13 protein-coding genes are annotated in these 14083 nt (G+C 61.4%); 3 read left to right on the plus strand and 10 right to left on the minus strand.

The genetic code is table 11. The features are described from left to right. Nucleotides 1-56: 56 nt before the first annotated feature. On the minus strand, nt 57-2663 hold the full coding sequence (leuS, locus tag D8U82_RS11950; RefSeq protein WP_130902258.1) for a leucine--tRNA ligase: 2607 nt from the start codon (nt 2661-2663) through the stop codon (nt 57-59). Between the two features lie 255 nt (nt 2664-2918). On the opposite strand from leuS, the gene D8U82_RS11955 reads away from it, so the two are divergent. Beyond that, nucleotides 2919-3242: a hypothetical protein gene (locus D8U82_RS11955; protein WP_024014441.1), complete on the plus strand. Its 324-nt coding sequence runs from the start codon at nt 2919-2921 to the stop codon at nt 3240-3242. 104 nt (nt 3243-3346) lie between these two features. Next, nucleotides 3347-4108 (plus strand): YdcF family protein, encoded by a 762-nt coding sequence (locus tag D8U82_RS11960; protein WP_130902259.1) that lies wholly within the window; start codon nt 3347-3349, stop codon nt 4106-4108. A gap of 116 nt (nt 4109-4224) precedes the next feature. Here the strand turns inward: D8U82_RS11960 and lnt are convergent, their stop codons facing one another. The 5 genes from lnt to miaB form a co-directional block, all read right to left on the minus strand. Next, entirely contained in the window at nt 4225-5748 is a 1524-nt protein-coding gene (lnt, locus tag D8U82_RS11965) for an apolipoprotein N-acyltransferase (protein WP_122610971.1), read from the minus strand. A gap of 17 nt (nt 5749-5765) precedes the next feature. Next, a complete protein-coding gene (locus tag D8U82_RS11970) occupies nt 5766-6605 on the minus strand; it encodes an HlyC/CorC family transporter (RefSeq protein WP_024014438.1) in 840 nt (279 codons plus the stop codon). Nucleotides 6606-6610: 5 nt separating this feature from the next. Next, complete coding sequence (gene ybeY / locus D8U82_RS11975; RefSeq protein ID WP_130902260.1) at nt 6611-7105, minus strand: rRNA maturation RNase YbeY; 495 nt, start codon at nt 7103-7105, stop codon at nt 6611-6613. Further along, a complete protein-coding gene (locus D8U82_RS11980; RefSeq protein ID WP_016773043.1) occupies nt 7098-8090 on the minus strand; it encodes a PhoH family protein in 993 nt (330 codons plus the stop codon). Before D8U82_RS11980 ends, ybeY begins: the two co-directional genes overlap by 8 nt. Nucleotides 8091-8304: 214 nt before the next feature. Then, complete coding sequence (gene miaB, locus D8U82_RS11985; protein WP_016773044.1) at nt 8305-9633, minus strand: tRNA (N6-isopentenyl adenosine(37)-C2)-methylthiotransferase MiaB; 1329 nt, start codon at nt 9631-9633, stop codon at nt 8305-8307. 132 nt (nt 9634-9765) lie between these two features. Here miaB and D8U82_RS11990 point away from each other — a divergent pair, with 132 nt between their 5' ends. Continuing rightward, nucleotides 9766-10095 carry a DUF1820 family protein gene (locus D8U82_RS11990; protein ID WP_016773045.1) on the plus strand — a complete coding sequence of 110 codons (330 nt, stop codon included), beginning with the start codon at nt 9766-9768 and terminating at the stop codon, nt 10093-10095. Between the two features lie 176 nt (nt 10096-10271). Here D8U82_RS11990 and D8U82_RS11995 read toward each other — a convergent pair whose 3' ends face one another. The 4 genes from D8U82_RS11995 to D8U82_RS12010 all read right to left on the minus strand — a co-directional run bounded on the left by D8U82_RS11995 (nt 10272) and on the right by D8U82_RS12010 (nt 13789). After that, the gene (locus D8U82_RS11995; protein ID WP_016773046.1) at nt 10272-10826 is read right to left on the minus strand and encodes a tetratricopeptide repeat protein; all 555 of its coding nucleotides are present in this window, start codon (nt 10824-10826) and stop codon (nt 10272-10274) included. Nucleotides 10827-11050: 224 nt separating this feature from the next. Beyond that, nucleotides 11051-12334, minus strand: a complete 1284-nt coding sequence (gene hemL, locus D8U82_RS12000) for a glutamate-1-semialdehyde 2,1-aminomutase (RefSeq protein ID WP_016773047.1) — start codon at nt 12332-12334, stop codon at nt 11051-11053. A 15-nt stretch (nt 12335-12349) separates the two neighbouring features. Continuing rightward, on the minus strand, nt 12350-12973 hold the full coding sequence (thiE, locus tag D8U82_RS12005; protein WP_076564266.1) for a thiamine phosphate synthase: 624 nt from the start codon (nt 12971-12973) through the stop codon (nt 12350-12352). 18 nt (nt 12974-12991) lie between these two features. Beyond that, entirely contained in the window at nt 12992-13789 is a 798-nt protein-coding gene (locus tag D8U82_RS12010) for a hydroxymethylpyrimidine/phosphomethylpyrimidine kinase (protein WP_007909650.1), read from the minus strand. Between the last annotated feature and the right edge of the window lie 294 nt (nt 13790-14083).

A 14083-nucleotide genomic window follows, 5' to 3' on the forward strand; every position in this document is an offset into this window, starting at 1 on the left:
CTCTGCGGCCCGAAAGGTTTTACTGGCTGCCAGGCGAGCCTGGCAGCCGATCCAATTTAGCTGGCGACGATGTTGACCAGTTTGCCCGGCACCACGATCACTTTGCGAATGGTCAGGCCGTCGACGAAACGCAGCACGTTTTCGTTGATGCGTGCAGCGGCTTCGATCTCTTCGCGGGTGGCGCCGGCCGGCATTTCGATCTGCCCGCGCAGCTTGCCGTTGACCTGAATGACCAGGGTCAGGTTGTCCTGCACCAAGGCACTTTCGTCCACGGCCGGCCAGCCTGCATCGATCACCGCATCGGCGTGACCCAACTGCTTCCACAGTTCGTGGCTGATGTGCGGGGTGATCGGTGCCAGCAGCAGGGTCACCGCTTCCAGACCTTCGTGCAGCAGCGCACGGTCCTGTTCGGTGCCTTGGGCGGCTTTTTCCAGCACGTTCATCAGCGTCATCACCTGAGCGATGGCCGTGTTGAATTTGTGGTTCTGGCCGACGTCATGGCTGGCCTGCTTGATCGCCAGGTGAATCGCACGACGCACGGTTTTCTGCTCGTCGTTCAGAGCGGCGATATCCAGTTTGCCCGGCAGGCCCTGGGTCACGTGGGCTTGCGCCAGACGCCAGACGCGCTTGAGGAAACGGTGCGAACCTTCAACGCCGGAATCGGACCATTCCGCGCTCATGTCAGGCGGCGAGGCGAACATCATGAACAGGCGGCAGGTGTCGGCACCGAACTGGTCGATCATCGACTGCGGGTCGACGCCGTTGTTCTTCGACTTGGCCATCTTCTCGGTACCGCCGATTTCCACCGGCAGGCCGTCGGACTTCAGCTTGGCGCTGATCACCTTGGCTTTGCTGTCACGCTCAAGTTCTACGTCTGCCGGGTTGAACCAGGTGTAAGCACCGTTGGCTTCGCGACGATAGTAGGTCTCGGCGATCACCATGCCCTGGGTCAGCAGGTTCTTGAACGGCTCGTTGGAGCTGACCAGACCTTCGTCGCGCATCAACTTGTGGAAGAAGCGCGCGTAGAGCAGGTGCAGAATGGCGTGTTCGATACCACCGATGTACTGATCCACCGGCAGCCAGTGATCGGCCGCGGATTTTTCCACCAGGCCACCTTCAAAGTGCGGCGAGGCGTAACGGGCGTAGTACCACGACGACTCGACGAAGGTGTCCATGGTGTCGGTTTCACGCTTGGCCGGCGCGCCGCATTTCGGGCAGCTGCATTCGTAGAACTCGGGCATGCGCGCCAGCGGCGAACCGGCGCCGTCCGGCACCACGTCTTCCGGCAATACGACCGGCAGTTGATCTTCCGGCACCGGCACGTCGCCGCACGTGGCGCAATGGATGATCGGGATCGGGCAGCCCCAGTAGCGCTGGCGGCTGATGCCCCAGTCGCGCAGGCGGAACTGGGTGCGCGAGGCGCCCAGCTCTTTCTTTATCAGCGCCACTTCCATGGCGTCGAACGCGCCGGCGAAGTCGAGGCCGTCGAACTCACCGGAGTTGATCAGCGTGCCGTGCTCGCCATAGGCGTCCTGCCATGGCGCCGGGTTGGTATCACCGGAGCTGGTGCGCACCACCGATTTCACCGGCAGGTTGTACTTGTGCGCGAATTCGAAATCGCGCTCGTCGTGCGCCGGCACCGCCATGACTGCGCCGTCGCCGTAGTGCATCAGCACGTAGTTGGCGACCCACACCGGCAGCTTTTCGCCGGTCAGCGGGTGCTCGACGAACAGGCCGGTCGGCAGGCCTTTCTTTTCCTGGGTGGCGACATCGGCTTCAGCGACGCTGCCGCCCTTGCATTCAGCGATGAACGCTTGCAGCTCGGGATTGTTCTGCGCGGCCAGGGTGGCCAGCGGGTGCTCGGCAGCGACGGCGACGTAGGTCGCGCCCATCAGGGTGTCCGGACGGGTGGTGAAGACTTTCAGGGTGCCGGCTTCGCCGATCGAATCGACGTTGTACGGGAACTGCACTTCCATGCCACGGGACTTGCCGATCCAGTTGCGCTGCATGGTCTTGACCTGTTCCGGCCAACCAGTCAGTTCGTCGAGGCTTTCCAGCAGCTCGTCGGCGTAAGCGGTGATCTTGAAGTAGTACATCGGGATTTCGCGCTTTTCGATCAGCGCGCCGGAGCGCCACCCACGGCCGTCGATGACTTGCTCGTTGGCCAGTACGGTCTGGTCGACCGGGTCCCAGTTCACGGTGCCGTTTTTACGGTAGATCACGCCTTTTTCGAACAGGCGGGTGAACAGCCATTGTTCCCAGCGGTAGTAGTCCGGCTTGCAGGTGGTCACTTCACGGGACCAGTCCACCGCGAGGCCGAGGCTGCGCAACTGCGACTTCATGTAGGCGATGTTCTCGTAGGTCCACTTGGCGGGCGCTACGTTGTTTTTCATTGCGGCGTTTTCCGCCGGCATGCCGAACGCATCCCAACCCATGGGCTGCAGAACATTCTTGCCCTGCATGCGCTGGTAGCGCGAAATCACGTCGCCAATGGTGTAGTTGCGCACGTGGCCCATGTGCAGCTTGCCGCTGGGGTAAGGGAACATCGACAGGCAGTAGTAGGTTTCCTTGCCTGGCTGTTCACTGACTTCAAAGGACTTTTGCTCATCCCAGAACGACTGGGCGGCGGCTTCGATCTCACGTGGCTGATATTGTTCGTGCATGGCTACTTTTGTACTGGATAGGGGTGGCCTAATCCTCTTCGACGGCGGCATCCGGGATGGCCCGGGTGCGCTGGAAGTGGAATGACAGGAAGCGCCGTAGCATACATGACCGCGCTTGGCCGAGGGAAACCCTGATTACAGCTGTTTGCCCGAGCTTTTGGGCGACGAGGGCCGTTGGTCGCGGCGTGTAGCCGGTTCGTGCAGCGAAGCTAAGCTCTAATTGGGGAGTGAGTCTTATCTTCAATGAGGTGAGGGATGGTGGAGCAACGGAAAAAGAACGTAACGAAACCCGAGTTGTATGAAAGGTTGATCGATCGTCTGGGCATGGCGCTGGACGCCGTGAAAACCGCTGACCGGCTGCGCGACGAGCGCCCCCTGGAACTGGAATTGCGTGGCTTGAGTCCCGCCGAGTTCAAACTGGTCAAGGCCTATCTGGATCGCAGTGAACGTGAAACGCAGGGATGCCTGTCTCAAGCAGTGAAGCAGCTCGATGCAGCACATTCGGCCAAGGTCATCTGGCTCAAGGACAAGGCGCCGCGCAGAGACACCGGCAAGGTGCGTTCTGTGCAGGCCAAGTAAGCGCATGGCAGGTCATGAAACGGATCTTTTGCAACCGGATCCGGCCTACTGGTTGTAACGCGTAATCAACACTCTTAGGCTTCGGGCATCTTTGGAGATGCCCGATGCCCCTTCGCTATTTCATCAAACAACTTTTACTGCCGCCCGGCATTCTTTTGCTGCTGTTGCTGGCCGCCTGGTGGCTGCGCCGCTCGCGGCCGCGTCTGGCGGGTGTGTGTTTTGCCCTCGGTTTTGGCGGCCTGTGGCTGATGAGCCTGCCGGTGGTCGTGCAGTGGAGCGCCAAGGCGCTGGAGCGTGAGCCGCCGCTGGCGCGGTCAGAATGGACGACCCTGGCGCAACGTGCCGATGCGATTGTGGTGCTGGGCTCGGGGCGTGAGCGCGGTGATCTGGCCTGGGGCGAAGACCAGCCGACCGGCGTCGGCCTTGAGCGTCAGCGTTACGCCGCACGCCTGGCCAAGGCCTCGGGCCTGCCGATTCTGACCAGCGGCGGCCTGCATTACGGCACGCCCCCGACCGAGGCGAAGTTGATGGCGGATTCGTTGCGTGATGACTTCGACGTGAGCGTGCGCTGGCAGGAAGGCGAGAGCCGCACCACATGGGAGAACGCGAAGATGACGGCAGATATTCTCTTGCCCCAGGGGCTCAAGCGGGTTGTCGTGGTGACGCAGGCGTGGCACATGCCGCGTGCGGTGTGGAGCTTTGAGCAGGCGGGTTTTGAGGTGGTGCCGGCACCGGTGGGTTTCCTCGGTACCGATAACGCACGGCCATTTGGCGGCTGGCTGCCGGAGTTCAAGTCGATCTGGCAGAGCGGGCAGTTGCTCAATGAAGCGGTGGGGCAGGTGGGGTATTCGTTGTTTTACCGCTGAAGATCATTGTGGCGAGGGGATTTATCCCCGATGGGGCGCGTAGCGGCCCCTCTCTTGCCTTCAGAAGAGGGGACTGCTGCGCACTCCAGCGGGGATAAATCCCCTCGCCACATTTCTCAGAGGGTCTTCGACATGCGGCTGGCCATCAACGCCCAGCCAAACAGCAGCAGGCACAACACGATCAGCGGCCACGAACGCCATTGCAGGTACGGCGTCAGGTCGTGCATCGGTACCACTTCGCCATACAACACGCCTTGTTCGAACTGCGGAATCTGCTCGGTGATCTGCCCGAACGGATTGATCAGGCCGGTAACGCCGTTGTTGGTCGCGCGGATCATCCAGCGTCCGGCTTCCAGCGCGCGCATCTGCGCCATCTGCAAATGCTGCAGCGGGCCGATGGACGTGCCGAACCAGGTGTCGTTGCTGATCGTCAGCAGCAGATCACTGCGTGCCGACAGGCCGGCGGCGAATTCCGGATAGACCACTTCGTAGCAGATAAACGGTGCGATCTGGTAACCCTTGGCTTGCAAGAGCGCTTGATCCGACGGGCCGCGCGCGAAGTCCGACATCGGCAGGTCGAAGAACGCGATCAAACCGCGCAACACATCCTGCAACGGCACGTATTCGCCGAACGGCACCAGTTTCTGCTTCAGGTAAGTGCCGTCGCCTTCGCCGACCACGGTGATGCCGTTGAAGAAGCGCCGTTCGTGATGCACGGTCTGGCGGATCGGCACACCGGTGATCAACGCTGATTTACGCTCGGCGGCGAAGTTGCCCATCATCGTCAGGTAGCCCTCGGCGGACTCCTTCAACACCGGCACGGCGGTTTCCGGCCAGATCAGCAGATCGACCGGTTTGGAGCGGAAACTGAGATCACGGTACAGCGCCAGTTGCGCGTTGAGCTCGGCCGGGTCCCATTTCATGCTCTGCGCGACGTTGCCCTGAATTGCGGCCACGGTCAGCGGTGCGCCGGACGGGCTGGTCCACGCGTGGCCTTTGAGGGCGATGCCTGCTACCCAAGGCCCCGCCAGAAGTACCACGCCGGCCGCGATAAAACCCTTGCGGCGCGCCTGCAACAAGCGCGGCGCGTTGTAGATCAGCGCTGCGGTCAGTGCCAGAACAAACGAGACCAGCCACATCCCGCCCACCGGCGCGAGCCCGGCCAGCGGGCCGTCGAGCTGGCTGTAACCGGAATAAAGCCACGGGAAACCGGTAAGGAACCAGCCGCGAAACGCTTCCTGGCCGACCCACAGCGCAGCAAAGGCCAAGGCATCTGCCAGCGGTGCTTCGTTACGCCGCAACCAGCGCGCCCACAGCCACGCGGGCAGGGCGAAGAACCAGGCAATCGCCGCGGTGAACAGCAGCATCAGGAACCCGGCGAGCAACACCGAAGCACCACCGAAATGATGAATGCTGTAATAGATCCAACTGGTGCCGGCACCGAACAGACCGAAGCCGAAGCACCAGCCACGGCCGAGCGCCTGGCGCGGGCTCAGCTCACGCAAGCCGGCGTAGAACAAACCGACCGCCAGCAATGCCAGCGGCCAGATGTCGAACGGTGCGAGAGCGAATGTGGTGATTGCACCGGCCGCCACGGCCAGCAGGTTACCGGGCCAGCCGGGGCGGGTTGTCCAGCGCATTTCAGTCCTTAGATTTCTTACCGGGCGATTGGGGTCAGTCGCAGCAAATGAATCCGACGGCTGTCGGCGTTCAGGATGCGGAAACGATAAGCGCCGATTTCAGTGGTTTCGTTGCGTTTTGGCAAGTGCCCGAACGCGCTCATCACCAGGCCGCCGACGGTGTCGAACTCGTCGTCGGAGAACTCGCTGTCGAAGAACTCATTGAAGTTCTCGATTGGCGTCAGCGCCTTGATCAGGAAATCGCCGCTGGGCAGCGGCTTGATGTAGCTGTCTTCTTCGACGTCGTGCTCGTCCTCGATGTCGCCGACGATCTGCTCGAGCACGTCTTCGATGGTCACCAGACCGGCCACGCCGCCGTATTCGTCGATGACGATGGCCATGTGGTTGTGGTTGGCACGGAATTCACGCAGCAACACGTTCAGACGCTTGGACTCCGGCACGAAGGTGGCCGGGCGCAGCAGGTCCTTGATGTTGAAGCTGTCGCCGTTCTCCTTGAGGATCAGCGGCAGCAGATCCTTGGCCAGCAGCACGCCCATCACGTCGTCATGGCTTTCGCCGATGACCGGATAGCGCGAGTGGGCCGAGTCGACCACGGCAGGGAGGAATTCGCGGGGTGTCTGGGTCGCCTTGATGCTGACCATCTGCGAGCGCGGCACCATGATGTCGCGCACTTGCAGGTCAGCCACCTGGATGGCGCCTTCGACGATGGCCAGCGCTTCGCTGTCCAGCAGTTTGTTCTGATGTGCATCACGCAGCAGCTCGAGGAGCTCCTGACGGTTCTTCGGCTCGTGGGCAAAAGCCTGGGTCAGTTTACCCAGCCATGACTTCTGCCCGTTGCTCGATCGATCTTCGCTCATAGCGATTACTCTGAATCCTTTGTTGTAACGATGGGGGAGTGTTCGGTTTCGTCATCCGCGTACGGATCGGGATAGCCCAGTTCAGCAAGCAACTCGCGTTCCAGTGCTTCCATTTCTTCGGCTTCGTCGTCATCTATATGGTCGTAACCGAGCAGATGCAAGCAGCCGTGAATGACCAGATGTGCCCAGTGGGCCTTTAGTTCCTTGCCCTGCTCGGCGGCTTCGCGTTCGACCACGGCCACGCAGATCACCAGATCGCCGAGCAGCGGAATATCGAGAAACTCGTCAGGCACTTCCGCCGGGAACGACAACACATTGGTCGCGTAGTCCTTGTGGCGCCAGGTGTGATTGAGCTCGCGGCCTTCTTCCTCGTCGACCAGACGAATGGTCATTTCCGAATCAGCGCTGCGCTGGCGCACGGCCAGTTCGCACCACTGGCGGAACTCGGCTTCACTCGGCGCGCTGGCCTCGGTGGCGATTTGCAGATCCAGCTCAAGCATCGCGCGAGGCTTCCTTCGCAGCTTCGGCACGGGTCTCGAAGCGCTCGTAGGCCTCGACGATCCGCTGCACCAACGGGTGGCGCACGACGTCTTTGGGCTGGAAATGGGTGAAGCTGATGCCCGGCACGTCTTTGAGCACTTCGATCACATGGTGCAGGCCGGACTTGGTGCCGCGCGGCAGGTCGACCTGGGTGATGTCGCCGGTGATCACGGCGGTGGAGCCGAAGCCGATGCGCGTGAGGAACATCTTCATCTGCTCGACGGTGGTGTTCTGGCTCTCGTCGAGAATGATGAAGCTGTTGTTCAGCGTACGACCGCGCATGTAGGCCAGCGGCGCGACTTCGATCACCTGTTTCTCGATCAGCTTGGCGACGTATTCGAAACCGAGCATTTCGTACAGCGCGTCGTAGAGCGGGCGCAGGTACGGGTCGATCTTCTGCGACAGGTCGCCGGGCAGGAAGCCGAGTTTTTCCCCCGCTTCGACTGCCGGACGCACCAGCAGGATGCGGCGGATCTGCTCGCGCTCCAGCGCATCCACCGCGCAGGCCACGGCCAGATAGGTCTTGCCGGTACCGGCCGGGCCGATGCCGAAATTGATGTCGTTGCCGAGGATTTCCTTCACGTAGCGCTGCTGATTCAAGCCGCGTGGGCGAATCATGCCTTTCTTGGTGCGCAGGGCGACGGTCGCTTCGGCAGGGGCCGGGTTGTCGATATCTGCTGATTCCTGAATGAACAGGTGAACCAGGTCTGGCGACAGCTCGGTACCCTTGGTTTCGCGGTACAGGCGGCGCAGCAGGTTTTCCGCGGACGTGGTGAGTTTTGGATCGCCAATCAACTCGAACTGGTTTCCGCGATTGCGGATCTCGATGGCCAGGCGCTGTTCGATCAAGCGCAAATGCTCGTCGAATTGCCCGCACAGATTGGCGAAGCGGCGAGCCTCAAAAGGCTCGAGGAGAAAACGATGTGGTTCGATGGGTGCGTTCAAGGTCGTATTTAGCCGCCCTGGGGCAATTAGGATGAAATCAAGGATAACGCCAGTGGCGTGGGTGCGAAAGCTCTTAAATATCTCAGCCGATCAGCGCCGCTGCGCTTTACCTGTGGGAGCGAGCCTGCTCGCGAAGGCGGCGACACATTCAAAATTGATGTGTCTGACAGACCGCCTTCGCGAGCAGGCTCGCTCCCACAGGAGAAATGCGGCGTTATTGAATTAAAGAACCACGCAGCGAGTGCGGTTGCGCGGCGTCGATGTGCACGTCGGCGAACTGGCCGATCAGGGTGGGATTGTCGCAGCGGAAGTTGACGATACGGTTATTCTCGGTGCGGCCCTGCAGCTCGCCCGGGTCTTTCTTCGAGTAATCGGTCACCAGAATGCGCTGGATCGAGCCGACCATTTGTCGGCTGATCTCGAAGCCCTGCTGATTCAGACGATGTTGCAGCGCGTTCAGGCGTTCTTTCTTCAATTCTTCCGGCGTGTCGTCGGCCAGATCGGCAGCGGGCGTGCCCGGGCGCTGGCTATAGACGAACGAGTAGGAGAAATCGAAGCCGACATCGGCAATCAGCTTCATGGTCTGTTCGAAGTCCTTTTCGGTTTCGCCGGGGAAACCGACGATGAAGTCCGAACTGATGCAGATCCCCGGTACGGCGGCGCGCAATTTGCGCAGCTTGGATTTGTACTCCAGCGCCGTGTGGTTACGCTTCATCGCCGCGAGAATCCGGTCGGAGCCCGACTGCACCGGCAAGTGCAGGTGCTTGACCAGTTCCGGCACTTCGGCGTGGGCCTGGATCAGGCTATCGGAGAACTCCAGCGGGTGCGACGTGGTGTAGCGGATGCGGTCGATGCCATCGACAGCGGCGACCACGCGGATCAGTTCGGCCAGGTCGGCCAGGCGACCGTCGTGGGTCTGGCCGCGATAGCCGTTGACGTTCTGCCCGAGCAACGTCACTTCACGCACGCCGTGTTCGGCGAGGTGAATGATTTCCGCGATCACGTCGTCGAACGGTCGGCTGACCTCTTCGCCACGGGTGTACGGCACCACGCAGAACGTGCAGTACTTGCTGCAACCTTCCATCACTGACACATAAGCGCTCGGACCGTCGATGCGCGGCTCGGGCAGGTGGTCGAATTTTTCGATTTCCGGGAACGACACGTCGACCTGCGGCAGCTTGCTGCTGCGCGCGGCGTCGATCATTTCCGGCAGACGGTGCAGGGTCTGCGGGCCGAACACCACGTCGACGTACGGAGCGCGATCACGGATCGCTGCGCCTTCCTGACTGGCCACGCAACCGCCGACGGCGATGACCATGTCGGGGTTGGCCAGCTTCAGTTCGCGCCAGCGGCCGAGCTGCGAATACACGCGGTCTTGCGCGCGTTCGCGGATCGAGCAGGTGTTGAGCAGAATCACGTCGGCGTCTTCCGCGCGAGCGGTGACTTCCAGGGCCTGATGTTCGCCCAGCAGATCGACCATGCGCGAGCTGTCGTACTCGTTCATCTGGCAACCGTGGGTTTCGATGTAAAGCTTCTTGGCCATGGATTCGGGTCGTCACGTGATTCAAAGAACCGCGCATTATAGGGAACAAGCCGTCAGGTTCCTACCGCTGTGCGTCCGGTGGCTATGCTATAGTTCGCGCCCTCATTTTTACCCCGATGTTATCCGCCCGCCATGACCAAACGCGAAGCTCCAATCTACAAGGTGATTTTCCTCAACCAGGGCCAGGTGTTCGAAATGTACGCCAAGCAGATCTATCAAAGTGATCTGTGGGGTTTCCTGGAAGTTGAAGAATTCGTCTTTGGCGAGCGCACGCAAATGGTCGTCGATCCGAGCGAAGAAAAGCTCAAGGCGCAGTTTGAAGGCGTGGTGCGCAGTTTTGTGCCGATGCATTCGATCGTGCGCATCGACGAAGTGGAACGTCTGGGCACGCCGAAAATCAGCGAGGCCCGGGGCGCGGTCGGCAATGTCATGCCGTTTCCGATGCCGATGCCTGAAAAGTAACAGCGGATTCTGGATTGGAATGAGTTTGTGGTGAGGGGATTTATCCCCGCTGGGCTGCGAAGCGGCCCTAGACACTACAATCCGGTTCTGTCTGACACATCTCGCTGAATGGATTTGCGTCTGCTTCGCAGCCGAACGGGGATAAATCCCCTCGCCACAGGTAATCTCCACAGCCTTTAGGGCAGTGGGGAGAATGGCGTGCGCCCGTCGGCGTTCTGCAGTTCCATCAGGTATTTGCGGAAAATCTGCCCGAGCACCTGAGTGGCGGTTTCGAGATCTTCGCGGGACATTTTTTCCGAGACTTCGTCAGCCGTGTCCAATGCCTCTTCAGCACCGTTGACCGCTGCCATCTTCAGCACGATGTAGGCCTGGATATTGTTGGCCTGCACGCCTTCGCCGTGGAAGAACATGCTGCCGAGCTTGAATTGCGCCTGGGCGTGGCCTTGCAGCGAGGCCTTTTCGAAATAGCTCAGGGCTTGATTGAGGTCGCGCGGCGCGTTCTTGCCGTCGTAGTAGAACTCACCCAACTCGTATTGCGCTTGCGCGTCCCCTTCGTCCGCCGCTTTCTGGCAGGCGGCCAATGCCTGCGTGACGTCTTGCGGCTGAGTATTGAGGGTGCAACGACCCATCGCCGGGATCAACAACGAGTTGCCGCCTGCTTGTGCATGCGCGAGCAGGGGCTGAAGGAGCAACAGGCAGCCCAATGCAAGGGTGCGGCCGGTGCGGTTCATGGGAATCGACTTACCTCTGAAGGGCACGCGGACCCGTCGAGGGATCCAATAAGCGCGCATTATGAAATAAGCAGGGCCAACCTTACAAAGTCTTTACTCGTTTTTCTGCTGCGTGGGGAATATATCGCCCGATTCAGGCAGGATTTTCGCAGACGCGTCGGAAAAGCCGAGCGGATGTAGGCGAAAGCTGACGCTGGCCATAGCCAACGTCAGCGGTACGGCGACTATTTCAATGCGGCGAAGGCGCGCTCGGCAGCGTCCAGCGTCAGTTGCAACTCGGCTTCGCCGTGGGCGATCGAGGTGAAACCGGCTTCGAAAGCGCTCGGCGCCAGGTACACGCCACCTTCCAGCATCAAGTGGAAGAAGCGACCGAACATTGCCGCGTCGCTGGCCATCACGTCGTCGAAGGTGACGATGTCGTCGGCGCCGCTGAAGTACAGACCGAACATGCCGCCGGCCTGAGTGGTCACGAACGGGATGCCCGCAGCATCGGCACGCTGTTGCAGACCGTCGAGCATGCGCGCGGTGTAGTCGGTCAGTTCGGCGTGGAAGCCCGGGCGGCTGATCAGACGCAGGGTCGTCAGACCGGCAGCCATCGCCAGCGGATTACCCGACAACGTACCGGCCTGATACACCGGGCCCAGTGGGGCGATGCGCTGCATGATTTCGCGTTTGCCGCCGAAGCAGCCCACCGGCATGCCGCCGCCTATGATCTTGCCGAACGTGGTCAGGTCCGGCGTCACACCGTAGTGCGCCTGGGCACCGCCGAGGGCGACGCGGAAACCGGTCATCACTTCGTCAAAAATCAGCACCACACCATGTTTGTCGCACAGCGAACGCAGGCCTTCGAGGAAGCCCGGCGCTGGCGGCACGCAGTTCATGTTGCCGGCGACCGGTTCGACGATGATGCACGCCACGTCCTCACCCACTTCAGCCAGCATCGCTTCAACCGCGTCGATGTCGTTGAACGGCAGGGTCAGGGTGTGTTTGGCGAACGCTGCCGGCACGCCGGCCGAGCTCGGTACGCCCTGGGTCAGAGCGCCGGAACCGGCCTTGACCAGCAGGCTGTCGGAGTGGCCGTGGTAGCAGCCTTCGAATTTGATGATGCTGTCGCGACCGGTGTAACCACGGGCCAGACGGATCGCGCTCATGGTCGCTTCGGTGCCGGAGCTGACCATGCGCACCATGTCCATTGACGGCACCAGCGAGCAGACCAGATCGGCCATCTCGGTTTCCATCGACGTCGGCGCGCCGTAGGACAGGCCGTGTTGCAGTTGATTGCGCACCGCGTCGAGCACGTCCGGATGGCTGTGGCCAAGGATCATCGGCCCCCACGAACCCACGTAATCGACATAACGCTTGTCATCTTCGTCGGTGACGTAAGCGCCTTCGGCGTGTTTGAAGAACAGCGGGGTGCCGCCGACGCTCTTGAACGCGCGCACCGGCGAGTTGACGCCGCCGGGGATGTGTTTCTGAGCATTGGCAAACAGGGTTTCGGAACGAGACATGATCGGGCTCTCAAATCAGATTTTCAGAAGTTCGTTGAAGGCGCGGGCGCGGCGGGTCACTTCGGCGCTGCTCTCGGCGCCGAACAAACCGTGGATCACGGCGAGCAGATCGACACCGTGCTCGACCAGTGGCGCGGCGTTATCGAGGGTGATGCCGCCAATCGCGCAGATCGGCAAGTGCAGCGTGCGTTTGGCTTCGTCGAGCAAGTCGAGGCTGCAACTCGGCGCACCGGGTTTGGTGGTGGAATTGAAGAAGCGGCCGAAGGCAACGTAACTCGCGCCTTCTTTGGCAGCCTGTTCGGCCAGGGCGATTTGCCCGTGGCAGGTCGAACCGATGATCGCTTTCGAACCGAGCAGGGCGCGGGTCGGCGACAGCGGGCCGTCGGTCTGCCCGAGGTGCACGCCGACGTTGAGGCGTGCGGCCAGCTCGGCGTCATCGTTGATGATCAGTTGCGTCTTGTAGCGCTCGCACAGGTTGCGCAACGCCTCGGCCTCGCGCAGGCGGCGGGCCTCGTCGCTGCTCTTGTCGCGGTATTGGAGCAGGGTGACGCCGCCGTCGAGCGCCGCCTCCACGTAAGACAGAAACTTGCCGGCCAGCAACTGGCTGTCGGTAATGGCATACAGGCCACGGAGTTTCATCGGGCAGACCTCACGACGTTACGAGCAGAAATCCAGCGGCAGGCGACGCGGCACGAACTGGCCTTTGCCCAGTTGTTCGGCATCGCGCAGCGTGCGCCAGGTGTAATCCAGCGCACTGCGCACGGCACTGGCCAGGTGTTCGCCCTGAGCCAGGCGACCGGCGAGGGCGCTCGCCAGCGTACAACCGGAGCCGTGATAGCTGCCCGGCAGACGTTGGCAGATAAAGGTTTCGCGCAGGCCGTCGCGGCTGTACACGCGGTTGTGGATTTCAGTTTCGTCGCCATGGCCGCCGGTGATCAGCAGGTTTTTGACGAATGGCAGGAGTTTTTCTGCGCACTCGTCGGCCGTGCCTTCGGGCAGTTCGGCGAGGATGCGCGCTTCAGGAAGATTGGGCGTGGCAATGATCGACAGCGGCAGCAGACGCTCGCGCATCGCGTAGCCGACCTCGTCCTTGCCCAGGCGTCCGCCGCCGCCGGCACGCAGCACCGGGTCGCAGACCACTGGCAGGTGCGGGTGCGCCGAGAGCAGTTCGACCACGGTGTCGACCATCTCCAGCGAACCGAGCATGCCCAGTTTCACTGCGGCGACTTCGGAGTCATTGAGCACGGCATTGGCCTGGGCCAGTACCCACTCACGGTCGAGGACGCGGAAGTCAGTGACGTTGACGGTGTCTTGCACGGTCAGGGCGGTGACGGCCGGAGCCGCATGGCAACCCTGCGCGAGCAGGGCTTCGATATCTGCCTGCAAGCCGGCGCCACCACTGGGGTCGTGGCCGGAGAGACAGAGGACAACGGGGCGGGAGCTGTAGATATTCATGGTGCGCGAGCTTACCACCAAAGCTGATTTTGGGGTGTGGGTGGCAGAGCAAGATAAATGCAGGAGCTGCCGGAGGCTGCGATCTTTGACGTTCCTGACCATTCCAACAGCTCTATCTCGGTGCTTTGCCCTGGAACGCCCGTTCTAGAGCCGTTGTAGGAAAAATTTCCATGGTGCTCAATGGCCATCAACGGCTATGCTAGGCTGGATCCAAACAATCACAGGTAATACCGGTTTTACGTCTACTCAAAGGGAATGGGGGGCTTCCTGACACAACCGGACGAGCCACGCTGG

The organism is Pseudomonas sp. Sample_23, from assembly GCF_004307595.1.
GTDB classification, from domain to species: Bacteria; Pseudomonadota; Gammaproteobacteria; order Pseudomonadales; family Pseudomonadaceae; genus Aquipseudomonas; species Aquipseudomonas atacamensis.

What these genes read in the sequence shown, in the direction of transcription:
- leuS (WP_130902258.1), bottom strand. Translation starts at nt 2,663, where the DNA reads ATGCACGAACAATATCAGCCACGTGAGATCGAAGCCGCCGCCCAGTCG.
- D8U82_RS11955 (WP_024014441.1), top strand. Translation starts at nt 2,919, where the DNA reads ATGGTGGAGCAACGGAAAAAGAACGTAACGAAACCCGAGTTGTATGAA.
- D8U82_RS11960 (WP_130902259.1), top strand. Translation starts at nt 3,347, where the DNA reads ATGCCCCTTCGCTATTTCATCAAACAACTTTTACTGCCGCCCGGCATT.
- lnt (WP_122610971.1), bottom strand. Translation starts at nt 5,748, where the DNA reads ATGCGCTGGACAACCCGCCCCGGCTGGCCCGGTAACCTGCTGGCCGTG.
- D8U82_RS11970 (WP_024014438.1), bottom strand. Translation starts at nt 6,605, where the DNA reads ATGAGCGAAGATCGATCGAGCAACGGGCAGAAGTCATGGCTGGGTAAA.
- ybeY (WP_130902260.1), bottom strand. Translation starts at nt 7,105, where the DNA reads ATGCTTGAGCTGGATCTGCAAATCGCCACCGAGGCCAGCGCGCCGAGT.
- miaB (WP_016773044.1), bottom strand. Translation starts at nt 9,633, where the DNA reads ATGGCCAAGAAGCTTTACATCGAAACCCACGGTTGCCAGATGAACGAG.
- D8U82_RS11990 (WP_016773045.1), top strand. Translation starts at nt 9,766, where the DNA reads ATGACCAAACGCGAAGCTCCAATCTACAAGGTGATTTTCCTCAACCAG.
- D8U82_RS11995 (WP_016773046.1), bottom strand. Translation starts at nt 10,826, where the DNA reads ATGAACCGCACCGGCCGCACCCTTGCATTGGGCTGCCTGTTGCTCCTT.
- hemL (WP_016773047.1), bottom strand. Translation starts at nt 12,334, where the DNA reads ATGTCTCGTTCCGAAACCCTGTTTGCCAATGCTCAGAAACACATCCCC.
- thiE (WP_076564266.1), bottom strand. Translation starts at nt 12,973, where the DNA reads ATGAAACTCCGTGGCCTGTATGCCATTACCGACAGCCAGTTGCTGGCC.
- D8U82_RS12010 (WP_007909650.1), bottom strand. Translation starts at nt 13,789, where the DNA reads ATGAATATCTACAGCTCCCGCCCCGTTGTCCTCTGTCTCTCCGGCCAC.